Annotated in this window: 21 protein-coding genes; 20 read left to right on the forward strand and 1 reads right to left on the reverse strand. The window is 53.5% G+C overall.

All coding sequences use genetic code 11. From position 1 onward, the window contains the following. Positions 1-17: 17 nt before the first annotated feature. Positions 18-1241 (reverse strand): argininosuccinate synthase, encoded by a 1224-nt coding sequence (locus ACLU9Q_RS06940; protein ID WP_296835228.1) that lies wholly within the window; start codon positions 1239-1241, stop codon positions 18-20. Between the two features lie 460 nt (positions 1242-1701). On the opposite strand from ACLU9Q_RS06940, the gene argC reads away from it, so the two are divergent. The 20 genes from argC (at position 1702) to ACLU9Q_RS07040 (ending at position 23763) form a co-directional block, all read left to right on the forward strand. Further along, on the forward strand, positions 1702-2742 hold the full coding sequence (gene argC, locus ACLU9Q_RS06945) for an N-acetyl-gamma-glutamyl-phosphate reductase (RefSeq protein ID WP_302592735.1): 1041 nt from the start codon (positions 1702-1704) through the stop codon (positions 2740-2742). A gap of 159 nt (positions 2743-2901) precedes the next feature. Then, positions 2902-3360 (forward strand): GNAT family N-acetyltransferase, encoded by a 459-nt coding sequence (locus ACLU9Q_RS06950; protein ID WP_302592733.1) that lies wholly within the window; start codon positions 2902-2904, stop codon positions 3358-3360. Between the two features lie 27 nt (positions 3361-3387). Then, on the forward strand, positions 3388-4611 hold the full coding sequence (argJ, locus tag ACLU9Q_RS06955) for a bifunctional glutamate N-acetyltransferase/amino-acid acetyltransferase ArgJ (protein WP_302592731.1): 1224 nt from the start codon (positions 3388-3390) through the stop codon (positions 4609-4611). Between the two features lie 84 nt (positions 4612-4695). After that, positions 4696-5589 carry an acetylglutamate kinase gene (gene argB / locus ACLU9Q_RS06960; protein ID WP_296835236.1) on the forward strand — a complete coding sequence of 298 codons (894 nt, stop codon included), beginning with the start codon at positions 4696-4698 and terminating at the stop codon, positions 5587-5589. Beyond that, complete coding sequence (locus ACLU9Q_RS06965; RefSeq protein WP_302592729.1) at positions 5582-6769, forward strand: aspartate aminotransferase family protein; 1188 nt, start codon at positions 5582-5584, stop codon at positions 6767-6769. The genes argB and ACLU9Q_RS06965 overlap by 8 nt, the downstream gene beginning before the upstream one ends. Positions 6770-6922: 153 nt before the next feature. Then, on the forward strand, positions 6923-7351 hold the full coding sequence (locus ACLU9Q_RS06970; protein ID WP_296835241.1) for a DMT family transporter: 429 nt from the start codon (positions 6923-6925) through the stop codon (positions 7349-7351). A gap of 108 nt (positions 7352-7459) precedes the next feature. Further along, positions 7460-8113, forward strand: coding sequence for a helix-hairpin-helix domain-containing protein (locus tag ACLU9Q_RS06975; RefSeq protein WP_302592727.1), 654 nt, complete (start codon positions 7460-7462; stop codon positions 8111-8113). An 11-nt stretch (positions 8114-8124) separates the two neighbouring features. Then, positions 8125-8814 (forward strand): response regulator transcription factor, encoded by a 690-nt coding sequence (locus tag ACLU9Q_RS06980; protein ID WP_296835245.1) that lies wholly within the window; start codon positions 8125-8127, stop codon positions 8812-8814. A gap of 9 nt (positions 8815-8823) precedes the next feature. Further along, positions 8824-10275, forward strand: a complete 1452-nt coding sequence (locus tag ACLU9Q_RS06985) for a sensor histidine kinase (RefSeq protein WP_296906115.1) — start codon at positions 8824-8826, stop codon at positions 10273-10275. Positions 10276-10288: 13 nt separating this feature from the next. After that, entirely contained in the window at positions 10289-11257 is a 969-nt protein-coding gene (locus ACLU9Q_RS06990) for a GerMN domain-containing protein (RefSeq protein WP_296835249.1), read from the forward strand. A gap of 67 nt (positions 11258-11324) precedes the next feature. Next, positions 11325-13562 (forward strand): DNA internalization-related competence protein ComEC/Rec2, encoded by a 2238-nt coding sequence (locus ACLU9Q_RS06995; protein ID WP_302592726.1) that lies wholly within the window; start codon positions 11325-11327, stop codon positions 13560-13562. A gap of 75 nt (positions 13563-13637) precedes the next feature. Beyond that, on the forward strand, positions 13638-14645 hold the full coding sequence (locus ACLU9Q_RS07000) for a deoxyguanosinetriphosphate triphosphohydrolase (protein WP_296835253.1): 1008 nt from the start codon (positions 13638-13640) through the stop codon (positions 14643-14645). 16 nt (positions 14646-14661) lie between these two features. Beyond that, entirely contained in the window at positions 14662-16437 is a 1776-nt protein-coding gene (gene dnaG / locus ACLU9Q_RS07005) for a DNA primase (RefSeq protein WP_296906117.1), read from the forward strand. Positions 16438-16468: 31 nt separating this feature from the next. Continuing rightward, positions 16469-17203: a tRNA (adenine(22)-N(1))-methyltransferase gene (locus ACLU9Q_RS07010; protein WP_296840307.1), complete on the forward strand. Its 735-nt coding sequence runs from the start codon at positions 16469-16471 to the stop codon at positions 17201-17203. Positions 17204-17237: 34 nt separating this feature from the next. Beyond that, positions 17238-18443, forward strand: a complete 1206-nt coding sequence (gene coaBC / locus ACLU9Q_RS07015) for a bifunctional phosphopantothenoylcysteine decarboxylase/phosphopantothenate--cysteine ligase CoaBC (protein WP_296840310.1) — start codon at positions 17238-17240, stop codon at positions 18441-18443. Positions 18444-18536: 93 nt separating this feature from the next. Next, on the forward strand, positions 18537-19166 hold the full coding sequence (locus tag ACLU9Q_RS07020) for an ECF transporter S component (protein WP_296840313.1): 630 nt from the start codon (positions 18537-18539) through the stop codon (positions 19164-19166). 27 nt (positions 19167-19193) lie between these two features. After that, positions 19194-20009, forward strand: coding sequence for a type III pantothenate kinase (locus ACLU9Q_RS07025; RefSeq protein ID WP_296840316.1), 816 nt, complete (start codon positions 19194-19196; stop codon positions 20007-20009). Beyond that, on the forward strand, positions 20000-21232 hold the full coding sequence (locus ACLU9Q_RS07030) for an ROK family transcriptional regulator (protein WP_296840319.1): 1233 nt from the start codon (positions 20000-20002) through the stop codon (positions 21230-21232). The genes ACLU9Q_RS07025 and ACLU9Q_RS07030 overlap by 10 nt, the downstream gene beginning before the upstream one ends. Positions 21233-21443: 211 nt before the next feature. After that, a complete protein-coding gene (locus tag ACLU9Q_RS07035) occupies positions 21444-22601 on the forward strand; it encodes a class II fructose-bisphosphate aldolase (protein ID WP_296840322.1) in 1158 nt (385 codons plus the stop codon). Position 22602: 1 nt separating this feature from the next. Next, the gene (locus ACLU9Q_RS07040; protein WP_296906122.1) at positions 22603-23763 is read left to right on the forward strand and encodes a 6-phosphofructokinase; all 1161 of its coding nucleotides are present in this window, start codon (positions 22603-22605) and stop codon (positions 23761-23763) included. Positions 23764-23772 lie beyond the last annotated feature (9 nt).

Consider the following 23772-nt stretch of genomic DNA (forward strand, 5'->3'; position numbering starts at 1 on the left):
TTCACACCTATAGGCGTTTATTTATTTTTTTCTACTTCAGCCATTTTCATTGCGCGCACCTTCAGCGGCAGGCCAAACAGGGTGATAAAGCCGCTTGCGTCGTGGTGATCGTAGAGATCGCCGGTCGTGAAGGAAGCGAGCGATTCATTGTACAGGCTGTACGGAGAGGTGGTGCCTGCCTTGATGATGTTGCCCTTGTACAGTTTGAATTTCACTTCGCCGGTCACATACTGCTGTGTGACGTCCACGAATGCCTGGATTGCCTCGCGCAGCGGTGTGAACCATTTTCCTTCATATACGATCTGAGCAAACTGGCTGCCCAGCTTTTTCTTTGTCTCTAAAGTCTCACGGTCGAGAATCAGCTCCTCAAGCTGATCGTGCGCCTCCATCAGAATGGTGCCGCCCGGTGTCTCATAAACTCCGCGTGATTTCATGCCGACTACACGGTTCTCCACGATATCCACGATACCGATGCCGTGCTTTCCGCCGAGCGCGTTCAGCTCTGTGATGATCTCGGATACCTTCATCGCCTTGCCATTCAACGTCTTCGGAACACCAGCCTCAAAGGTCATGGTCACGTATTCGCCCTCATCCGGCGCCTTCTCCGGGGTAACGCCGAGTACCAGCATATGGTCGTAGTTCGGCTCGTTTGCCGGATCCTCCAGCTCCAGTCCCTCATGGCTGATGTGCCAGAGGTTGCGGTCACGGCTGTAGCTGTGGCTTGCGTCGAACGGAAGGTCGATGCCGTGCTGGCGGCAGTATTCGATCTCATCCTCACGGGACTGCATGGTCCAGACGTCCGTCATGCGCCACGGAGCAACGATCTTCAGATCCGGTGCAAGAGCCTTGATGCTAAGCTCAAAACGGATCTGGTCATTTCCTTTTCCGGTTGCGCCATGGCAGATCGTGGTAGCGCCCTCCTTGCGGGCGATCTCTACCAGACGCTTTGCGATCACCGGACGCGCCATCGAGGTGCCGAGCAGATATTTGTGCTCATAGACAGCGCCTGCCTTCACACACGGCATGATAAAATCGTCGCAGAATTCGTCAATAATGTCTTCAATATATAATTTGGAAGCGCCGGATAATTTTGCACGCTCCTCCAGACCGTCCAGCTCGTTGCCCTGTCCGCAGTTGATGCAGCAGCAGATTACTTCGTAATCAAAGGTTTCCTTCAGCCACGGGATCAGCGCAGTAGTATCAAGTCCGCCTGAATACGCCAGAATTACTTTTTCCTTCATAATAGTATCCTCCTCAAAATTTTCAAAAATCAAAGCAGTGTTTTTAACAGAACCTACTATACATCATATCCGGAAAATATGCAAGCATAAATTCAAAAAAATTTATAATTATGCAACGGGGAACATGCACAGGCAATCCTGGCTCTGTAAGGAGTGAAACCGGAGCCTTAAAGACGCGGAAAGTGCGTATGTGGGGAGGAAACTGCAAAGAGCAATATAAAAAATGCTTGCATAATATGCAAAAATATTGTATAGTTATGCAAGGCGCACGGGAAGAAGTGCAGAAGGACGGGCGCACAGCGCTGCCAGGCAGAGCAGTTCCGCACAGAATGCACTTGCAATATCTGCGAAAAGCGCGTATGATAAAGCACGGAAAATCTGAAGTTTACGGGAATGTGAAGCTCGGAACATCCGTATGGTATCACCAACATTAATATAAAGAAATGCAGGAGAGAATAATATGATAAAAGCAGGAATCATCGGAGCGACGGGATACGCGGGAGGCGAGCTGGTGCGCCTTTTGATGGGACATAAAGAGGCTGAGATAAAGTGGTACGGCTCCAGAAGCTACATAGATAAAAAGTACGCGGACGTGTACCGCAACATGTTTGAGATCGTGGAGGACGTCTGCAGGGATGACAATCTGGAAAAGCTTGCGGAAGAAGTGGATGTCATTTTCACAGCGACGCCGCAGGGCTTTTTGGCATCGCTGCTGTCGGAGAAAATCTTATCGCAGGCCAGGGTGATCGACCTGAGCGCGGATTACCGCATCAAGGATGTTGCCGTCTATGAAAAATGGTACGGCATCGAGCACAAGTCGCCGCAGTTTATAAAGGAAGCGGTCTACGGGCTGTGCGAGATTAACCGGGAGCAGATTAAGGGAGCGCGCCTTCTGGCGAATCCGGGATGCTACCCGACCTGCAGCACACTGTCTGTTTATCCGGCTGTGAAGGAGGGGCTGATCGATCCGGCGACGCTGATCATCGACGCGAAATCCGGCACCTCCGGGGCTGGAAGAGGGGCGAAGGTGGATAACCTCTACTGTGAGGTAAACGAAAATATCAAGGCATATGGCGTGGCGAATCACCGTCACACACCGGAGATCGAGGAGCAGCTTGGTTATGCGGCAGGGCAGCCGGTGACTTTAAACTTCACCCCGCATCTGGTGCCGATGAACCGCGGCATTCTGATCACGGCGTATGCTTCGCTGAAAAAGGATGTCACTTATGCAGAGGCGAAGTCTCTGTATCAGAAATATTATGAGAAGGAAAAATTTGTCCGTGTCCTCGACGAGGGCGTCTGCCCGCAGACAAAGTGGGTGGAGGGCAGCAACTATGTGGATGTGAACGTTGTTGTCGACGCCAGAACGAACCGCCTGATCATGATGGGCGCGATGGACAATCTGGTTAAGGGCGCTGCAGGGCAGGCAGTGCAGAACATGAATCTGATGTTCGGGCTGCCGGAGAGTATGGGGCTGGAGCTTGCGCCGATGTTCCCGTAGGACGCCTGAAAGCGAAAGCTGCCGATTATTCCGGAGAGCGTCGGTGGAAACAGGATGCTCTGTCCCCCAAATGGAACATGGGAACGCGTTTTAAATGGGTTTGCGAAAGTGGCTGTGAACGGAGTGAACAGTAGAGAAAGCAGAAAAGGTGAGAAAAATATGAAACAGCAGGATAAGATACGCAGCATGACGATCGATGATTTTGCGCAGGTACACGCGCTCTGGATGCAGATCAGCGGATTTGGCATCCGCAGCGTGGACGATTCCCGCGAGGGGATTGAGCGGTTCCTGAACCGGAATCCGGGCTGCAGCGTGGTGGCGGAGCGGGACGGTCAGATTATCGGAAGCATCCTCTGCGGTCACGACGGCAGACGCGGCTGTCTCTATCATGTGTGCGTTCATCCCGATTTCCGCAAGCAGGGAATCGGCAAAGCGATGGTTGTATTTGCGATGGAAGCGCTGAAAAAGGAAAAGATTAATAAAGTCTCGCTGATTGCGTTCACCCAGAATGATATCGGAAATGCGTTCTGGAAGGAGATCGGCTGGACGAAGCGGGAAGATTTAAATTACTATGATTTTGTGTTGAACGAGGAGAATATTACAGCATTTAACCGGTGACGGAAAAATTTAGGAGGAGATGGAAAAATGAGGCAGATTGAGGGCGGTGTAACGGCAGCGAAGGGCTTTGAGGCGGCGGCGACAGCGGCGGCGATCAAATATAAGGACAGGACGGATATGGCGCTGATCTACAGCACAGTGCCGTGTCATGCGGCGGGCACGTTTACGACAAACATCGTAAAGGCGGCTCCGGTGAAGTGGGATATGGAAGTGGTGAAGCATGCAGAATATGCGCAGGCGGTAGTCGTGAACAGCGGCATCGCCAACGCCTGCACAGGAGCGGAAGGATATCAGTACTGCCTGGAGACGGCGGAGGCTGCCGCAGAAGCGCTTGGCATAGCGAAAGAAGCGGTACTGGTCGGCTCCACCGGCGTCATCGGAATGCAGCTCCCGATGGACCGCATCAGGGCGGGCGTGAAGGTGCTGGCGGAGACGAAGGATGGCTCTCTGGAAAAAGGAACGGAGGCTGCAAAAGCGATCATGACGACGGATACGGTGAAAAAGGAAATTGCCGTGCGGTTTACGCTCGGCGGCAAAGAAGTGACGCTCGGCGGCATGTGCAAGGGCTCCGGCATGATCCATCCGAATATGTGTACCATGCTCAGCTTTGTGACGACGGACGCGGCGATCTCCAAAGAAATGCTGCAGAAGGCGCTCAGCACGGACATTAAGGATACCTACAATATGATTTCAGTGGACGGCGATACCTCCACGAACGACACCGTGCTGCTGCTCGCGAACGGTCTGGCGGGAAACGCAGAGATCACAGAAGAAAATGAGGATTATCACACCTTTTTGCGTGCATTAAATTTTGTAAATACCTGTCTTGCACGTAAGATGGCCGGCGACGGCGAGGGCGCTACGGCGCTGTTTACCGTGAAGGTCATCCATGCGGAGTCGAAAGAGCAGGCGGTGACGTTAAGCAAATCGGTGATTACCTCCAGCCTCACCAAGGCGGCGATCTACGGACACGACGCCAACTGGGGAAGGATCCTCTGCGCGATGGGCTATTCCGGGGCGCAGTTTGACCCGGAAAAAGTCGACCTTACATTTGAGAGCGCGGCGGGAAGCATGAAGATCATCGAGAACGGCGTGGCGCTCGACTACAGCGAGGAGCAGGCGACGAAGATTCTCTCCGAGGAGGAGGTTATTGTGATCGCCGATGTGAAGATGGGGGATGCCGAGGCGACAGCGTGGGGCTGCGACCTCACATATGATTATGTGAAGATTAACGCGGACTATCGCTCATAAGGATTTTGCACATGTCACTTATGCTGACGCGGCGTAAATATCGCGGCAACGGTCAAAGCAAAAAGAAAGGATATCAGACAGAAAATGGAATCAATGGAGAACTGGCTGCAGAAAGCCCAGGTATTAAATGAGGCATTGCCTTACATACAGCGTTTTCACGGAAAAATAATGGTTGTCAAATACGGCGGCAGCGCAATGGTGGATCATGAACTGAAAAAAAGCGTGATCCGTGATGTGGCGCTCTTAAAGCTGGTAGGCTTCCGCCCGATCATCGTGCATGGCGGCGGCAAGGAGATCACAAAATGGGTGAATAAGGCAGGGCTTGAGACACGGTTTGTGAACGGACTGCGCGTCACGGATAAAGAGACGATGGAGATTGCCGAGATGGTGCTGAACAAGATCAATAAAGGACTTGTCTCCATGATGGAAAAGCTCGGCGTCCATGCGGTCGGCATCAGCGGCAAGGACGGCACTTTGCTAAAGGTAGATAAAAAGCTCTCAAAGGGGCAGGACATCGGATATGTCGGTGAGATTAAGGAGGTCAACACCGAGCTTCTGGAAAAGCTTTTAAACGATGACTTTGTGCCGGTGATCTGTCCGATCGGCTCCGACGACGCCTACCATTCCTACAATATCAATGCGGATGATGCGGCGTGTGCGATCGCCTCGGCGATGGGCGCCTCAAAGCTGGCGTTCCTCACGGATATCGAGGGCGTTTACCGCAATCCGCTTGATAAATCCTCACTGATCTCCGAAATGACGATCCCGGAGGCGGAGGAATTTCTGGCAAGCGGCATGGCAGGCGGCGGAATGCTGCCGAAGCTGCAGAACTGTATCGAGGCGATGAAGGCGGGCGTTTCCCGCGTCCACATTCTGGACGGACGCATTGAGCATTGCCTGCTGCTGGAATTCTTTACAGACCGCGGCGTCGGCACGGCAATCATTAGCGACACAGAAAAGAGGTATTATCATGAATAGCTACATGGAACAGACAGAAAATTTCGTGCTGCACACCTACAACCGTTTTCCGGTGGTGTTTGAGTCAGGACAGGGCGTTTATTTAAAGGATACGGACGGAAAGGAATATCTCGATTTTGCGGCGGGCATTGCCGTGATGGGGCTTGGCTATCACTATCCGGGTTTCGACGAGGCGCTGAAGGGTCAGATCAATAAACTGATCCATACGTCGAATTTGTTTTACAATGTGCCGCTCGGCGATGCCGCAGAGAAGCTGATCAGGGTGAGCGGTATGAGTAAGGTATTCTTTACGAACAGCGGCACGGAGGCGATCGAGGGCGCGATCAAGGCGGCGCGCAAATATGCCTTCTTAAAGGGCGGCAAGCCGGGCTATGAGATCATCGCGATGAACCATTCCTTCCACGGAAGGAGCGTCGGCGCGCTCTCCGTGACAGGCAACCCGCACTACCAGGAGGCGTTTAAGCCGTTGATGGACGGCGTGCGCTTTGCCGATTTCAATGATCTGGAGAGCGTAAAGGCGCAGATCAACGAAAAAACCTGTGCGATCCTTCTTGAGACAGTGCAGGGAGAGGGCGGCATCTATCCGGTCAAAAAGGAATTTTTGGAGGGTGTGCGCGCGCTGTGCGATGAGCATGATCTTTTGATGATCCTCGATGAGATCCAGTGCGGTATGGGGCGCTGCGGTGAAATGTTCGCATGGCAGGCGTACGGCGTCAAGCCGGATATCATGACAAGCGCAAAAGCGCTCGGATGCGGCGTGCCGGTGGGCGCGTTCCTTCTCGGCGAAAAGGCGGCGGCAAATTCGCTGGTTCCGGGCGACCACGGGACGACCTATGGCGGCAACCCCTTTGCGTGCGCGGCAGCGGCGAAGGTGCTGGAAATTTTCGAAGAGCAGGATATCGTCGGGCATGTGCGCGAGGTCGCGCCGTATCTGGAACAAAAACTCGATGAGCTGGTAGAAAAATATGACTGCCTGCTGGCGCGCCGCGGCATGGGTCTGATGCAGGGCGTGGTAATCGGAAACGGAAAGAAAGTCGGCGAGGTGGTCAACGCGGCGCTCGCTCAGGGGCTGATCGTAATTTCCGCGGGCAGCGACGTACTCCGACTTGTGCCGCCGCTTATCATCGAAAAAAAGCATGTCGATGAGATGGCAGAGAAGCTTGCGGCAGCGCTGAATTAACAGGAAAAACGTGGACGTCACTTTTTCCTGTGATCAGCCGGAATTTGGAGCATAATACATACAAACTCCTTTTTTGCAGATACTATCCTGGAAGATACCGCAGATTCCGGTATCGGAAAGCTATGATATTTATCTGAGAAAAGGAGTTTTATTATGTTTGGAATTCTGATCGCACTCTTATCGGGTGCATTGATGAGCGTGCAGGGAGTCTTTAACACGGATGTCACAAAAAACACAAGCCTGTGGGTGTCGACCTCGTTTGTGCAGTTTTCGGCGCTCATTGTCTGTCTTGCGGCTTGGCTGATCACGGACCGCAGCAGCTTCGGCGCGCTTGCGCAGGTGCCGCACAAATACACGCTGCTGGGCGGTGTTATCGGCGCGTTTATCACGGTCACGGTGGTGAAAAGCATGAGTATGCTCGGTCCGGCAAAATCGGCGATGCTGATCGTGATCGCCCAGCTCGCGGTGGCGTGGCTGATCGAGCTTTTTGGAATTTTCGGTATGGAAAAGACGGCATTTTCTGTGCGCAAGCTGATCGGGATGCTGATCGCGATCGCAGGAATTATTACATTTGAGTTATAAAAACATTACAAAACTCTAAAAATGCTATTGTAATTCCCGCAGATTTCCGTTAAAATAGGTAATGCATAAGGGGAATTCCGCTGTCTTTGGGCAAAGGAGAGTATGCAGTTGAAAAAAGGAATTTATACGGGACTGATCAGTGCGCTCGTGCTTTTGTGCTGCGCGGGCTGCGAAAGAAAGCAGCCGCAGGTAGTCTGGGAATCCTATACGGAGCAGGATGAAAGCGCCGCAGAGGAGGCTGGACTGGTGGCAGACGGCACGGAGACTTTACAGGCGCAGGACGTCATGGAAACACAGCCGCAGAAAATTTTTGTTGATATCTGCGGAGCGGTGCAGCGACCGGGCGTTTACGAGCTGGAAGAGGGAATGCGCGTCTGTGATGCGGTGGAGGCTGCAGGCGGTCTGCTGGAAAACGCAGATCTGGCGTCACTGAACCAGGCGGCGCTTCTTGCGGACGCGGCAAAGATCTATGTGTATACACAGGAGGAAGCCGCGCAGCAGGGTATTTCTGCTTTGGAGCAGAGCGTGACCGGCGTCTCTTCCGGGCAGGAGAGCAGCGCAGTGGCGGTGAAGGTAAATATTAACACCGCAGATATCGCGCAGCTCTGTACCCTGAGCGGTATCGGAGAGTCGCGCGCAAGGGATATCATTGCGTACCGCGAGGCAAACGGCGCCTTTCAGTCGACGGAAGAAATTATGAATGTAAGCGGCATCAAGGAAGCCACTTTTCAGAAGATAAAAGATGAGATAGCAGTGAGGTAAAGGAGAGGCAAATGGCAAAGCAGGTTTTGGTAGTAGATGATGAGAAATTAATTGTGAAGGGAATCCGTTTCAGTCTGGAGCAGGACGGCATGGAGGTGGACTGCGCATACGACGGGGAAGAAGCACTTCAGATGGCAAAAAATAAGGAATACGATATCATACTTCTTGATCTTATGCTGCCGAAGGTGGACGGTCTTTCCGTGTGCCAGCAGATCCGGGAGTTCTCCAGCGTTCCCATCGTCATGCTGACCGCAAAGGGCGACGATATGGATAAAATTATGGGACTTGAGTACGGGGCGGATGACTATATCACAAAGCCGTTCAACATTCTGGAGGTAAAGGCGCGTCTCAAGGCGATCATGCGCCGCACCGGAAAACCTGCCGCTGCCGAGAGTAAGAGCAGGGTCGTGCAGGTGGGCGATCTGGTTCTGGACTGCGAGAGCAGAAGAGTGACCATCGCAGGAAAAGAGATCAATCTGACGGCAAAGGAATTTGACGTCCTGGAGCTTCTGGTATTTAATCCGAACAAGGTGTACAGCCGCGAGAACCTGCTGGATACCGTGTGGGGGTATGAATATCCGGGTGACGTGCGTACGGTTGACGTCCATATTCGGAGGCTTCGCGAGAAAATTGAGACAAATCCCAGCGAACCGAAGTACGTACATACAAAATGGGGCGTAGGTTACTATTTTCAGCACTAAAGGAAAGCTATGAAAAACAAACTGAAGTCAATTTTTCAAAAAACCGGAGTCGTCCGTCTGCTGAAAAGCCTCAGACTGCGCATCTTTCTGATTGTCTGTCTGGTCGGTATCATTCCGATCCTGCTGATGAAGATGAACATTCTGGAGCGGTATGAGGAGCAGTCATTGATCCAGCGGGGCAGGATGCTGCAGAATCAGAGTCAGAATCTCGCCGACCGTATGGGCACCGCCGTTACCAATCTGAATCTGGATATCGGCGGTTTTGCGACGGAGATGGAGCAGCTCGCGAAGCTGTACAACGGACGCCTGGTGGTGGCGAACCGGGAGTTTGAGATTATTGAGGATACCTATAGCCTGGATGTCGGGAAATATCTCGTATCCGAGGAGGTGATCAAATGCTTCCGCGGGGAGGTCAGTCTTACGCGCGATTCGTCGAGCCGTTTTGTCGAGCTGGCGATCCCGATCCAGGAGGCGGTCACGAAGCAGGTCGTCGGGGCGCTGATCGTCAGCTCCGAGACGGCAGATATCATGGAAAGTAAGGAAGAACTCAGCAGACAGGTATCGATCCTGCAGGTGGGTTTAATTGCTGCGGTCCTGGTGGCGGCGCTGTATGCGTCTAGCATTCTGGTAAAGCCGTTTGGCAAGGTGACGCAGGCGCTGGAGGGAATCAGCGGCGGATTTCTGGAGGACGATCTCACGCTGGTGGATTACACGGAAACGCAGGTGCTCTCGGAAGCGTATAACCGTATGCTCGGCAGAATGAAGACGCTGGACGATTCGCGCCAGGAATTTGTGTCGAATGTCTCTCATGAGCTGAAAACGCCGATCACCTCAATGAAGGTACTGGCGGATTCCCTGCTGATGCAGGAGGATGTGCCGGCGGAGCTTTACAAGGAATTTCTGCAGGATATCGCAGAGGAGATCGAGCGTGAAAACAAGATCATCAACGATCTGCTTTCGCTTGTAAAGATGGACCGCAGAGCATCCGACGTCAATATCCAGTCCACAAATATCAACGAGCTGATCGAGCTGATCCTGAAGCGTCTGCGTCCGATCGCGGCAAAGCGGAATATTGAGCTGGTGTTTGACAGCTATAAACCGGTGATCGCGGAGGTGGATGAGACAAAGCTGACGCTTGCGCTGTCAAACCTCGTGGAAAATGCTGTAAAGTACAACCGGGAGGGCGGCTGGGTTCACCTGTCGATCAACACGGATCACAAATATTTTTATGTGAAGGTGGAGGATAACGGAATCGGCATCCCGCAGGCGGATCAGGAGCATATTTTCGAGCGTTTTTACCGGGTGGACAAATCGCATTCCAGAGAGATCGGCGGTACCGGGCTTGGGCTTGCGATTGCGAGAAATGCGATCCTGATGCATCGCGGCGTAATTAAAGTATACAGCGAAGAGGGGAACGGAACGACGTTTACCGTGCGCGTTCCGCTGCTCTATTCGGAGTAGTCGGGAGGCAGCGATGAAAAAGATTTTTTTCAGTTTTTTGATTGTGATCCTGCTGATCGGCATGTCGGGCTGCACGAAAGCGGGAACGGATAATTCCGGATACCAGATTTATTATACAAACCTGGAGCGCACGGAGCTTTCTTCGGAGAGCTATCATCCACAGGCAGAGGATACGGAAGAGATTGCGGCAGAGCTTCTGGAAAAGCTTGCGTCGCCTTCAGTGTCGGCAGAGCATACCAGTCTGCTTACGTCGGGGGTAGAGATTACCGGCAGCTCCCTGTCGGACGGACAGCTCACCGTTACTTTCAACGACACCTATGAGGAGCTTGATAACGCAAGCGAGATCCTTCTGCGCGCGGGAGTTGTCATGACGATGACGCAGGTGAAGGAAATCCGTACCGTGGTATTCCATATTGGAAATGATGTGCTGCGGGATATTTCCGGTGAGCCGGTGGGAGCGATGACGGGCAGTATGTTTATCAATCAGCTGGTTGGAACAAATTCTTACCGGTATGCGGCGCTTTCTCTGTATTTTTCCAATAAGGACGGCAATAAAATCGTCAGAGAAGTCCGCAATGTCCATTATTCCAGCAATACTACGCTGGAGCGGGTCGTGATGGAGCAGCTTTTGAAGGGACCGATGAATACGCAGCTTCTGCCGATACTGCCGGAGGATGTGCGCGTGCTCAGCGTTTCGGTGGAGGGCAACCTCTGCACGCTGAACCTGAGCAAGGAGTTCCTGAACGTGCGCGGGGATGAAGCGCTTCTTCCGGAGGTAACGATCTACGCGATCGTAGACAGTCTCTGCGATATGCTGGACGTGGAGCGCGTACAGTTCCAGGTGGAGGGACAGTCGAACGTGCTGTACAAGGAAAGTCTGAATCTGTCGGGACCGTTCCATCGGAACAGCGAGCTGATCGAGACTGTGGAGAGCACAGAGGCGGAGCTGGAACAGGACGGGAAGCCCTCGGTCGGGCTGTAAATACAAAAACGCGGCAGTTTCCGGCGCTGAAGGAAGCTGCAGGAAGGCAAAAGAAAAGGAGAGACGAATGCGGGAGAGGCATCTATGCTGTATCTGCTGTCTGCTTCTTTTGTGGTTTGCATTTTCCGGCGTTTTCCGGGGAGAGACGCAGAATACGTCTGTCTCCCCGGCGCCGGAGGGCGCGGATCTTTCGGTAAGCGGCACAGTTTACAGACAGGAATTTAAACAAGAAAGTCAGAGAATTTATCTGAAAGACATTTCCATTGAATCACAGGCTGCGGATTCTTCGCAGAAAACCAGTGAATATGAAAACAGAATGATCGTATATTTAAAGCGGGCGCAGGAAGTTAAAATCGGAAATCGTGTGCGTGTTTCCGGTGTCTGCACTTATCCGAAGGAGCAGAGAAATCCGGGCGGCTTTGACGCAAAAGCATACTATGCGGATATGGGCGTCGAAATACTTTTGCGGAGAGCAGAAATTTTGCAGCGGGATACCGGTATCTATCCGGTGCGAAACGCGATTTCTGAATTTCGTCGATATGCAAGGGGACTTTTGGAGGATGCCGGGGAGGATACCGACGCGGGCGTGCTGTCTGCGATGCTGCTCGGCGACAAGGGAATCCTGGACGAGAAAATAAAAGACCTGTATGCGGATACCGGGATTTTACATTTGCTTGCGATTTCAGGGCTGCATGTTTCCATGACCGGCATGGCGCTGTTTGGGGCGCTGCGGAGACTGCGCGTTTCCTTTACCGGCTCTGCAGCAATATGCGGCGTGGTAACGGCGGCGTATGCCTGCATGACCGGATATCCGGTCTCGGCAGTGCGGGCGGTGCTGATGTTTGGCATTTTCCTTCTGTCGCAGGTGACGGGGCGCACGGCAGATCCCGCTACCAGCCTGGCGGTTTCCGCCGCGGCGATATTGCTCTGCAGAGCCAGGGCGCTGCACCAGGCGGGATTTCTTTTGTCCTTTGGCGCGGTGGGCGGCATTTTGTTTGCGCAAACCTTCCGGAGCCGTCTTTTAAAGGGGACGACGCTTGGCATGAGCATGGGAGTTCAGATCATGACGCTTCCGGTGACGGCATATTTTTACTATCAGTTTCCATTATATAATGTGCTTCTGAATATCTGTGTGCTGCCGCTGATGCCCTTTGTGCTGGGCTTTGGCATGGCGGGGATCGCCGGCGCTGCTCTTAACCGGGAGCTTGGAAGCTTTGTGCTGGCGCCCGCTCATTATCTGCTGAAGGGCATTGCATTTGCGTGTGGAAAGCTGCGTCTTTTGCCGTTCGCGGGGATTGTGACGGGGCAGCCGCAGCCGGTGAAAATAGCCGCTTACTATGCGGTTCTGTTTTCGGCGATGTTTTTCTGCAAAAAATTTGAAAACGGACGGAAAAATCATGAATTTTTTATGAAAACAGAAAAAATGGATTTGATAAAGTGTGGCATTGCATTTATACTATTAACAGGAGTATTTTTTGCCGGAGAGCCGCACGCCTTTTCGATGACGTTTCTGGATGTGGGGCAGGGAGACGGCTGCTGTATCCGGAACCGGGATCATTCTGTCTGGATGATTGACGGCGGAAGCAGCAGCGAAAGTAAGTTAGCCGAAAACTGTGTGGAGCCGTTTCTGAAAAGCAGCGGCATCGCCAGGGTGGATTACTGGCTGATCTCCCACTATGACAAAGATCATGTGAGCGCGCTTCTGGAGATGCTGGAGGGGTACGAGCGCGGACTTGACGGACGCAATGCGGCGGGGATCACCGTCGGGACGCTGCTGCTGCCGGATGCGGGAGAAGAAAACGAGATAGCAGAGCAGCTTTTGTCTCTGGCAAAAAAACAGGAAATCCCGGTGCGCTTTGTGGGAAAAGGCGATATCATAAACGCCGGAGATATGACGGTGCGGATTCTTGCGCCGCAGCGGGGGAGCGCTTATGAAAACGGCAACGCCTCTTCGGTGGTCGCCGAGGTGAGCGTCGGTTCCTTCAAAGCCCTGTTTACGGGAGATGTGGAAGGAACCGGCGAGAAGGCGCTTCTGCAGGAGGGAAGCCTTGGCGATGTGGATGTGCTGAAGGCGGCGCATCACGGCTCAAAGAATTCCACGCCGGAGCTTTTTCTGGAGATGACAAAACCGGAGATCGCGGTAATCTCCTGCGGGGAAAACAATTCCTACGGGCATCCGCACGCCCAGCTGCTAAAGCGGCTCGACGAGAGCGGCAGTCTGGCGGCGCGCACCGATCTTTTGGGCGCGATCACAGTGAAGGTAACAGACGACGGATACACCGTGACCGGGCATCTGAAGCCGTGAAGGCAGGGGGCGAAAAGAGCATTGTGAGGACCGGAATTTTTGAAAAATGGAATTTCAGCAAGGGAGGGGAAGTCTATGAACATCCGGGAGATGGCGGAAAACAGGGAAGAGGAGTTTTTAAGTGAATACGCGAGTCTGAGCAGAAATACGCGCGGAAGAGACCGGGAAGAGGCACAGTGTGATATACGGCCGGTCTACCAGCGTGACCGCGACCGCATTCTGCATTGCAAATCGTTCCGAAGGTTAAAGCATAAGACGCAGGTCTTTCTGAATCCGCAGGGCGACCACTACCGCGACCGTCTGACGCACACGCTGGAGGTGTCGCAGATCGCGCGCACGATCGCGCAGGCGCTGCGCCTGAACGAAAATCTGACGGAAGCGATCGCGATGGGGCACGACCTCGGACACACGCCGTTCGGCCACGCCGGGGAGCGCGTGCTGAACCGTGTCTGCCCGGACGGATTTATCCACAGCGAGCAGAGCATCCGCGTGGTGGAGCTGCTGGAGAAAAAGGGCAGGGGACTAAACCTCACCTGGGAGGTGCGGGACGGCATCCGCAATCACCGTACGAGCGGGAATCCTTCTACGCTGGAGGGGAAGGTTGTGCGTCTCTCGGATAAGATCGCTTATATCAACCACGATATTGATGACGCGGAGCGCGCGGGCATCCTGCGCGAGGAGGAGATCCCGCTGGAATACCGTCAGGTGCTCGGCAGCACCATCAAGGAGCGGCTGAACACGATGATCCACGATATCGTGAGCAACAGCCAGGGAAAACCGGATATCTGCCAGTCGCCGGAGGTGGAGCAGGCAATGAAGAATATCCGCAAATTCATGTTTAAGAGCGTGTATACGAACCCGGCTGCAAAGGGAGAGGAGACCAAGGCGGAGAATATGATCGCTGCCCTGTACGAATATTATGAAAAGCACCTGGAGGTGCTGCCGCTGGAATACCAGGAGATGGTGACAAGAGGCGGGCAGAGCGTGCCGCGCGTGGTGTGTGATTACATTTCCGGCATGACCGACCAGTATGCGATGACGAAATATGCGGAATACTTTATTCCGAAGGCGTGGAGGCTTTAAAGAAAGGAAGAAAACGATGTTTTACTCGGAGGATCTTGTGGAAGAGGTGCGCTCCAGAAATGATATTGTGGATGTGATCTCAGGCTATGTACGGCTGCAGAGAAAGGGCAGCTCTTACTTTGGACTATGTCCGTTTCACAGCGAAAAATCGGCGTCTTTCTCCGTATCGCGGGAAAAGCAGATGTATTATTGCTTTGGCTGCGGAGCGGGCGGCAATGTCTTTACGTTTCTGATGGAATACGAGCACTATACCTTCCCGGAAGCGATGAAGGTGCTGGCTGACCGCGCGGGCGTGCAGCTTCCGGAGCAGGAGGCGAGTGAGGAGATGCGGCGGGAGCAGAGCCTGCGCAGCCGTATTCTGGAATTAAATAAAATGGCGGCGAAGTATTTTTACTATCAGCTCCGCCAGGAGAACGGCGCACATGCCATGAAGTATCTGAAGGACCGCCAGCTTTCAGATGAGACGATTCACCGCTTCGGACTCGGCTATGCAAATAAATACAGCAACGATCTCTACCGTTATCTGAAGGGAAAGGGTATCTCAGACGAGCTGCTGGCGCAGTCCGGGCTGATGCAGGTGGACGAGAAGCATGGCATGTACGATAAATTCTGGAACCGCGTCATCTTCCCGATCATGGACGTGAACGGCAGGGTGATCGGCTTTGGCGGCCGCGTGATGGGCGACGGAAAACCGAAATATTTAAATTCCCCGGAGACGGTGGTGTTTGATAAGAGCCGTAATCTTTACGGGCTGAATTTTGCAAAGACCGCGCGCAAGAAGCAGCTTCTGGTGTGCGAGGGCTATATGGATGTGATCTCGCTGCACCAGGCTGGATTTATCAATGCGGTAGCATCCCTGGGGACGGCGCTGACCTCGCAGCATGCCAGTCTCATCCGCCGTTATACGGACGAGGTGATACTGACCTACGACAGCGACGAGGCGGGCGTGCGCGCGGCTTTGCGCGCGATCCCGCTGCTTGCGGAGGCGGGGGTGACGGCGCGCGTGCTGAATATGCGCCCTTATAAAGATCCTGATGAATTTATCAAGGCGCTTGGAGCGGAGGAATTTCAGAAGCGGATCGACGACGCTCAGAACAGCTTCCTGTTTGAGACGGATATTCTGCAAAAATCCTTTGATATGAACGATCCCAAGGGAAAGACGGCGTTTTATGAGGCGGTTGCCAAAAAGTTAGTGGGTTTTGAGCAGGAGCTGGAGCGCGAAAATTATCTGGAGGCAGTGGCGCGCCGCTACGGAGTGGGCGCGGACAGCCTTCGTAAGCTGGTGAACAGCATTGCGCTGAAAGGCATGAATTATTCGCGGACGGAGACTGCGCGCAGTCAGGCACGGCGGCAGGAAAAAGAGCCGGGGCTCTTAAAGTCCCAGAAGCTGCTCCTCACGTGGCTGATCGAGTACCCGTCGCTCTATGAGGGCGCGCGCAGGTTTATCACGCCGGATGATTTCACCGGGGAGCCGTACCGGACGGTGGCGGAGCTTTTATTTGCGCAGTATGAGGCGGGGGAAAAATCCCCGGCAAAGATTATCAATCATTTTACCGATCCGGAGGAGCAGAGCCAGGCGGCGGCGCTCTTTCATTCCACGCTGGCGGTGGAGTCGGAGGCGGAGCGCGAGAAAGCATTTAAGGAAACCCTGCAGAAGATCTTCCTGAGCAGTCTGGAGAGGCGGAAAAAAGAATTGTCGCCCACCGATATGGCAGGGCTGCAGAAGCTGATAGCGGAGCAGAAACGTGTGCGGGAGATCGCGGCGGCGAGCTTCTCCTTTCAAGCCTGCTAAAAACCGGAAAAAGACAATAAAGGAGAAAATATTGAGCATACAATTATCAATACGCCTGTCTGCCATTGCAGGGTTGACGAGGGGCGCGAAACGGCTGGCGGATATCGGAACGGATCACGGCTATCTGCCGATTTTCCTCGCGCAGCAGGAGAGTCTGGAGTATGCGGTGGCAATGGACGTCAACCGCGGACCGCTTTTGCGGGCGCAGGAACACATCCGCCGGCAGCATCTGGAAGCGAAGATCACCACCAGGCTCTCGGACGGGGCGCAAAAACTGCAGCCGGGAGAGGCGGACTGCGTGGTGATCGCCGGAATGGGCGGTCCGCTTACCATAAAAATTCTCTCGGAGGGCAGGGCGCAGCTTGCCAAAACAGATGTTTTCGTTCTGCAGCCGCAGTCCGAGATTGAGAGCGTGCGCCGCTTTCTGCATGCGGAGGGGCTGGTCATTACTGCCGAGGATATGGTAAAGGACGATGGAAAGTTTTATCCGATGATGCGGGCGGAGCGCGTGAAAAATCCAAAGACACCCCCCTGGGAAGATTATGAATACTGCTTCGGAAGATTTCTCATCCGGCAGAAAAATCCGGCGCTGCAGGAATTTCTGCGGAAGGAAGAAAAGACCTGCCTGGAAATTCTTGAGAGTCTGCAGGGACGGGACGGGGAAAAAATCGCCGGGCGCCGGAAGGAACTTACAGAGAAACTGCAGATGATAGAAAAAGCAGCGGCCTTCTTTTTCCCTTGCAATCCCCATGCAAAAAGCTTATAATACATCTGACGCGGCAAGAAGGAGGAAGAAAGAGATGCTGAAGGGAAAAACGGTACTGCTTGGAGTGACAGGGAGCATTGCAGCCTACAAGATCGCGTATCTGGCAAGCGCCCTGAAGAAGCTTCACGCGGACGTTCACGTTCTGATGACAAAAAATGCATGTAATTTCATTACTCCGATCACGTTTGAAAGTCTGGTGGGAAACAAGTGTCTGACAGACACCTTCGACCGGAATTTTCAGTTTCAGGTGGAGCACGTTTCGCTTGCAAAGAAGGCGGACATTCTGCTGGTAGCTCCGGCATCGGCGAATGTGATCGGCAAGCTGGCGCACGGCATAGCGGACGATATGCTGACGACGACGGCGCTGGCGTGCAGATGCCCGAAGATCATTGCACCGGCGATGAACACGAATATGTTCGAGAATCCGGTCGTGCAGGATAATCTGAAGATTCTGGAAAGGTACGGCTGGGAGGTTATCCAGCCGGCGAGCGGTTATCTGGCGTGCGGCGACACAGGCGCCGGGAAAATGCCGGAGCCGGAGGAGCTTCTTTCGTATATTAAGAAGGAGATCGCCTGCCCGAAGGATCTGAGGGGCAAACGGATTCTGGTGACGGCGGGACCGACGCAGGAGGCGATCGATCCGGTGCGTTATATCACGAATCATTCCACCGGCAAAATGGGCTATGCGCTCGCCGAAAATGCCATGCTCCGCGGAGCGGAGGTGACGCTCGTCACCGGCAAAACAGCGCTGAAGGCTCCGTTGTCTGTAAAAATAGTTCCGGTTACGACCGCCCAGGAGATGTTCGACAGAGTGACCTCTCTGGCATCCAGTCAGGATATCATCATCAAGGCGGCTGCCGTGGCGGATTATCGTCCGGCAGAGGTCAGTACGGAAAAGGTGAAAAAATCAGACGACAATTTTTCTATTGCGCTGGAGCGCACGCAGGATATTCTGAAATATCTTGGCGAACACAAAAAGAGCGGACAATTTCTCTGCGGGTTTGCCATGGAGACGCAGAATGTGCTGCAAAATGCAAAGGAAAAGCTCACGAAAAAGAATCTGGACATGATCGTTGCCAACAGTATAAAGACGGAGGGCGCAGGATTTGGGACAGATACCAACGTCGTGACGATGATTACACGGGATGAGGAGATCTCACTCCCTCTGCTCAGCAAGGAGGAGACAGCCGCGCACATTCTGGATAGGATCATCGCTTTGCAGAAAAAAGGAAACCCGTAAACCAAAGGATGCGGGTAAATTATAACAGGAAGAATACCCGCAGTTCCATCACCGTATTGTATCCATATTGGAGCGATAACAAGGAGGAAAATCATGAACAGAAAATTTTCAACAACGCAGCTTACCATTCTTGGTCTTATGACCGCACTTCTTTTACTGATGGCGTATACGCCGTTGGGCTATCTGAACATCGGACCGCTGGCGATCACCTTTAACGTGATTCCGGTTGCCATCAGCGCAATCGTTTTAGGGCCTGCGGGCGGCGCGATCGCAGGCGGTGTGTTTGGACTCACCAGTTTTCTGCAGTGCATTGGCATTGGCGGGACAAGCGCTATGGGTGTGATATTGTTTGAGATCAATCCGGTGCTTGCCTTTATTCAGCGTTTTGTACCGCGTGTGCTCGACGGGCTTCTGCTCGGTTATATCTTCAGCGGTGTGCGCAGGCATGTAAATATTTACGTGGCATGTGCCGTGACCGGCTTCTGCTCGGCATTTTTGAACACGGCATTTTTCATGCTTGCACTGGTACTTCTGTACGGAAATACGGAATATGTGCAGGGGCTGATGGGAGGACAGAACATTATCGTATTTATCTGCACTTTTGTGGGCATTAACGCTGTGTGCGAGATGCTTTCTTCGACGATACTGACGGGTGCGGTAGGAGTTGCTTTATATAAAGCGCGGTTTATTCCGGCGCTGAAACAGAAATCACAGCCGGCATAAAATACCGGCATTTTATCGGAGGATACTATGATTTTAGCGATTGATATCGGCAATACCAATATTGTCATCGGCGGTATCGACGAGAAAAAGACGTATTTTATAGAGCGCGTCTCGACGATACGGACAAAGACGGAGCTGGAGTATGCCATCGACATAAAAAACGTGCTGGATATTTACGGCTATACGGTGGACGACATTTCAGGCGGTATCGTGTGCTCGGTCGTTCCGCAGATCACCAACGTGATGCGCGTGGCGGCGGAAAAAATTCTGCGCCGGGAGATCATGGTGGTGAAGTCGGGGCTGAAAACGGGGCTTAATATCCTGATGGATTTCCCGAACCAGCTCGGCAGTGACCTGGTGGCGGATGCGGTTGCCGGTATTACGCATTATCAGGTTCCGCTGATCATCTTCGATCTTGGCACGGCGACGACTGTGTGCGTGGTGGATGATAAGAAAAACTATATCGGAGGCATGATCTATCCCGGTCTGCGGGTATCCCTGGACGCGCTGACGTCGAATGCCTCGCAGCTTCAGGGTGTCGGGCTGGACAGTCCGGAGCGCGTGATCGGGAAGAATACCGTTGATTGCATGAAGAGCGGCATTTTAAACAGTAATGCCGCAGCCATGGACGGCATTATTGACCGGATCGAGGAGGAGCTTGGAAAGAAGGCGACGGTGCTTGCGACCGGCGGGCTTGCAAAAACGGTCGTTCCGCTCTGCCGCCGAGAGATTATCCTGGATGAAGAGCTGCTTCTGAAGGGAATGCTGACGATCTATCAGAAAAACCGGACAGCCTTTGCGGCGCCCGCGGAGAAGGGGAAAGGGGCAAATCCATGCGAATAGAGCAGGGAAACAGCCTGCTGCGCGTAAAGGCGGCAAATCAGGCGACCATCCTGCGGCTGATCTATTATCTGGGACCGGTAAAGCGTGCGGACATTGCAGAACAGCTTGAGCTTACTCTTCCGACCATTACAACCAATGTAAACAGTATGATCTCCGCGGGAATTGTGCGGGAGGTCAGCGTAAGAGACGCAAATCAGGCGCGTATCGGCAGAAAAGCGCGACTGCTGGAGGTCGTTCCGGAGGCATATCATTTTATCGGGATCGAGAGCACCGGAACGCGCCGCTGTGTCAGCGTGACAGATTACTGCGGACGGCCGCTGTACTCCCATTACGACGAGCAGGTGTACGCCGACTACCGGCGAAGCATGGAGGAGACCTGCCAGGTGGTGATGAATTGTCTGAAGCACTGCCGCCTGAAATTAGAAGATATCTCCGGCGTCTGCTTCGGGCTGCCAGGCTGGGTGGACCGTGAGGAGGGGGTTCTGCGGGTGCATCCGCGAACCCAGTGGAGCAACAAAAATATTTGTAAGGATTTTCAGGAGCTTACCGGTTATCAGGGAACGGTGATCGTGGAAAACAATGCCTGCGTGCGCGCGATCGGCGCGCAGTTCCGCCGTCGGCGGGAGATGGAAAATGTGCAGAGCTTTGCCTATCTTTTCGTGGATACCGGTATCGCCTGTCCGCTGATCGTCAACATGGCAAATTATCTCGGCTCGGTAGTCGGCGCCGGTGAGGTCGGACATATGGTGATGGAGGCGAACGGCAGGCAGTGCGTCTGCGGAAACCGCGGCTGTCTGGAGGCGTACTCCAGCGACTACGCGGTCATACAGCGGTGCGAGGAAGCATTGCGCCAGGGAAAGGCGGCAGGGCTGAAGGAGCTGTGCGGACAGATGAGACCGGAAATGTTTCAGATCATGAAAGCGCAGCGCCAGGGCGATAAAGACGTTGCCGCGATCGTGGAGGATGCGGTGAAGGTGCTCGGAACGGCAGTGGCAAATATTATCAATTTCACCTGTCCGGAGAAGATTCTGATCGACTGCAAGCTTTTTGGTCTGGAGAAGAACCGCACGCTGCTTTTAGAGCAGGCGGACAGGAACCTCTGCAACAAGACATATCGGGGCTCGGAGTTTCTTTTTGTGGAGCCTGACCATACGAGCGGAGCGCTCGGCGCCGCTGCTGTGGCTATTAATCATGCCCTGGAAACACATCTTACGGTAGAATAAAAAGAAAACGCTTTTGCCTGATGGCAGAGGCGCTTTTTTATTCTCAAAAATTTCCTTAATTTCCTGTTGTATCAAAGAAAGTAATGTGCTATAATGTTTTCAATAATTTTTAAAAGTTTTAATTAATTGTTCAAAACAGAAAATATCAGAGGATTAAGTTTAAGAAAACAAACAATTTGCCAAAACAATGAAGAAAGGAAAGGTGGAGAAAATGCCATTAGTACCAATGAGAGCGATTCTGGACGCAACGGAGAAATACAATTACGCGCAGGGCGCATTCAATGTAAACGCAGTGTGCCAGGCAAAAGCGGTGATCGAGGTCCATGAGATGTTTCGCTCGGCGGCGATCCTGCAGGGAGCGGATCTTGCGAACGCCTTTATGGGAGGACGCACCGATTTTGCAAACGGCACACTGGAGGATAAGAAAAAGGGCGCGTTAAATATCGCGAATGCAGTAAAGAAATATGCCAAGAACAGCCCGATCCCGGTGGCGCTGCATCTGGATCACGGCAAGAATTTTGAATCCTGCGCAGCGGCGATCGAGGGAGGCTATACCTCTGTTATGATAGACGGCTCCGCACTTCCATTTGAAGAAAATATGGAGCTGACGCGTGAGGTCGTAAAATATGCGCATGAGCGCGGCGTCACCGTTGAGGGCGAGCTTGGCGTGCTTGCGGGCGTGGAGGATCATGTGTTTGCGGCAACCTCTACCTATACAAATCCGATGGATGCGGTGAAATTCTTCAAAAATACCGGCGTGGACGCTCTCGCGATCAGCTATGGCACGAAGCACGGCGCAAACAAAGGAAAGGATACGGTTATCCGCAAGGAAATTGCGATCGCGACGAAGGAATGCATGATGCATGAGGGCATCGAGGGCACGCTTGTCAGTCACGGCTCCTCTACCGTTCCGCAGTATATCGTCAGCGAGATCAATGCGCTCGGCGGCGATATCCACGACGCATACGGCATCAAGAAAGAGCAGCTAAAGGAAGTTTCCAAACTCGGCATCCGAAAGATCAACGTCGACACAGACATTCGCCTTGCCGTTACCCGTAATCTGCGCGAGCTGTTTACGTACAACCCGTCGCTGCGGGACAGCGCTTCTATCGGGGCGATCTATGAGCTGCTCTGCAAGAACCCGTCGGCATTTGATCCGCGCGTGTTCTTCCCGCCGATCATGGATACCGTAATGTATGGAAATGTGCCGGATGACGATGTTGCTCTGATCGTAGACTGCATTGAGCGCGGCGTGAAAGAAGTTGTGGGAACGCTGATCGTGGAATTTGACAGCGTGGGCAGGGCGCCGCTCATCGAAAACGTATCGCTTGATGAGATGGCGGAGCGCTACAAAAAGAAAGGGATATAGTATGAGTATGAATATTCTGGTCGCCCATGGAGGCGGACCGACAGCGGTCATCAACACCTCGCTGCAGGGCGTGGTGGAGGCGGCGCGCACATCAGGCAGAGTAGATAAGATATATGCCGCGCGGTTTGGCGCGGAGGGGATATTAAAAGGTGATCTCATCGATCTGACGGATGTTCCGGCTGAGGTGATCGCCAGATTACAGTACACCCCGGCGTCGGCGATCGGTTCCTGCCGCAGGAAGCTGACGGAAGACGATTATCCGACAGTGATGGAAACCTTGAAAAAATACGAGATCAACGCCTTCTTTTATAACGGCGGCAACGACTCCATGGACACCTGCAATAAGGTAAATGAGCTTGCGGTGAAGGAAGGACTGGATCTTCGCGTGATCGGAATCCCGAAGACGATGGACAACGATCTGGAGGTGACGGATCACTGTCCGGGCTTTGGGAGCGCGGCGCGCTATGCAGCGATCAGCGCCTCCGAGCTGGCGCTGGATGCCTCCGGGCTGCCGATCCATGTGGTCGTGATGGAGCTGATGGGCAGAAACGCAGGCTGGGTGACGGCGGCGAGCGCGATGGCGAAGCGCCTGACGCGCTGCGGGCAGCTTACTTATCTGCCGGAGCTTCCGGTGGATGTTGATAAAATGCTTGCCGATATCGAGGCGGGCTACGCGAAGGGGAACGGGCTGCTGGTGACGGTGAGCGAGGGTCTCTGCGGATTGGATGGAAAGCCGCTGGCGGACACCGGCATCGTGGACGGCTTTGGGCATACAGTTCCGGGCGGAACGGCGCAGTACATATCAGACCAGATCATGCAGAAGCTTGGCATCAAATCGCGTGCAGAAAAACCGGGACTGCTCGGCAGATGCAGCATTCCCTACGTATCATCGACCGACCGGAAGGAAGCATACGAGGTCGGCAGATACGCACTGGAATCAGCGCTGCGCGGACAGAGCGGGCAGATGGTTGCAATCGAGGCGATCCGCAGACCGAAATATATCAGCAGACTGTTTCTGACGCCGCTTTCCGGCGTGGCGAATGCGGAAAAGAAATTTCCGCTGGAATGGATCGAGGGAGGCAATCAGATCGCCGACGCGTTCTTTGATTACGCGGAGCCGCTGATGGGAGAGGATTTCCCGCAGTATGCATTTCTCAGATAGAAAGGTAGA

This window comes from Marvinbryantia sp. (assembly GCF_047017445.1).
Classification (GTDB): Bacteria; Bacillota; Clostridia; order Lachnospirales; family Lachnospiraceae; genus Marvinbryantia.

What these genes read in the sequence shown, in the direction of transcription:
- coaBC (WP_296840310.1), top strand. Translation starts at nt 17,238, where the DNA reads ATGCTGAAGGGAAAAACGGTACTGCTTGGAGTGACAGGGAGCATTGCA.
- argC (WP_302592735.1), top strand. Translation starts at nt 1,702, where the DNA reads ATGATAAAAGCAGGAATCATCGGAGCGACGGGATACGCGGGAGGCGAG.
- ACLU9Q_RS07035 (WP_296840322.1), top strand. Translation starts at nt 21,444, where the DNA reads ATGCCATTAGTACCAATGAGAGCGATTCTGGACGCAACGGAGAAATAC.
- ACLU9Q_RS06965 (WP_302592729.1), top strand. Translation starts at nt 5,582, where the DNA reads ATGAATAGCTACATGGAACAGACAGAAAATTTCGTGCTGCACACCTAC.
- ACLU9Q_RS07030 (WP_296840319.1), top strand. Translation starts at nt 20,000, where the DNA reads ATGCGAATAGAGCAGGGAAACAGCCTGCTGCGCGTAAAGGCGGCAAAT.
- ACLU9Q_RS06940 (WP_296835228.1), bottom strand. Translation starts at nt 1,241, where the DNA reads ATGAAGGAAAAAGTAATTCTGGCGTATTCAGGCGGACTTGATACTACT.
- ACLU9Q_RS06990 (WP_296835249.1), top strand. Translation starts at nt 10,289, where the DNA reads ATGAAAAAGATTTTTTTCAGTTTTTTGATTGTGATCCTGCTGATCGGC.
- dnaG (WP_296906117.1), top strand. Translation starts at nt 14,662, where the DNA reads ATGTTTTACTCGGAGGATCTTGTGGAAGAGGTGCGCTCCAGAAATGAT.
- argJ (WP_302592731.1), top strand. Translation starts at nt 3,388, where the DNA reads ATGAGGCAGATTGAGGGCGGTGTAACGGCAGCGAAGGGCTTTGAGGCG.
- ACLU9Q_RS06980 (WP_296835245.1), top strand. Translation starts at nt 8,125, where the DNA reads ATGGCAAAGCAGGTTTTGGTAGTAGATGATGAGAAATTAATTGTGAAG.
- ACLU9Q_RS07020 (WP_296840313.1), top strand. Translation starts at nt 18,537, where the DNA reads ATGAACAGAAAATTTTCAACAACGCAGCTTACCATTCTTGGTCTTATG.
- ACLU9Q_RS07000 (WP_296835253.1), top strand. Translation starts at nt 13,638, where the DNA reads ATGAACATCCGGGAGATGGCGGAAAACAGGGAAGAGGAGTTTTTAAGT.
- ACLU9Q_RS06985 (WP_296906115.1), top strand. Translation starts at nt 8,824, where the DNA reads ATGAAAAACAAACTGAAGTCAATTTTTCAAAAAACCGGAGTCGTCCGT.
- ACLU9Q_RS06970 (WP_296835241.1), top strand. Translation starts at nt 6,923, where the DNA reads ATGTTTGGAATTCTGATCGCACTCTTATCGGGTGCATTGATGAGCGTG.
- argB (WP_296835236.1), top strand. Translation starts at nt 4,696, where the DNA reads ATGGAATCAATGGAGAACTGGCTGCAGAAAGCCCAGGTATTAAATGAG.
- ACLU9Q_RS06995 (WP_302592726.1), top strand. Translation starts at nt 11,325, where the DNA reads ATGCGGGAGAGGCATCTATGCTGTATCTGCTGTCTGCTTCTTTTGTGG.
- ACLU9Q_RS07025 (WP_296840316.1), top strand. Translation starts at nt 19,194, where the DNA reads ATGATTTTAGCGATTGATATCGGCAATACCAATATTGTCATCGGCGGT.
- ACLU9Q_RS07040 (WP_296906122.1), top strand. Translation starts at nt 22,603, where the DNA reads ATGAGTATGAATATTCTGGTCGCCCATGGAGGCGGACCGACAGCGGTC.
- ACLU9Q_RS06950 (WP_302592733.1), top strand. Translation starts at nt 2,902, where the DNA reads ATGAAACAGCAGGATAAGATACGCAGCATGACGATCGATGATTTTGCG.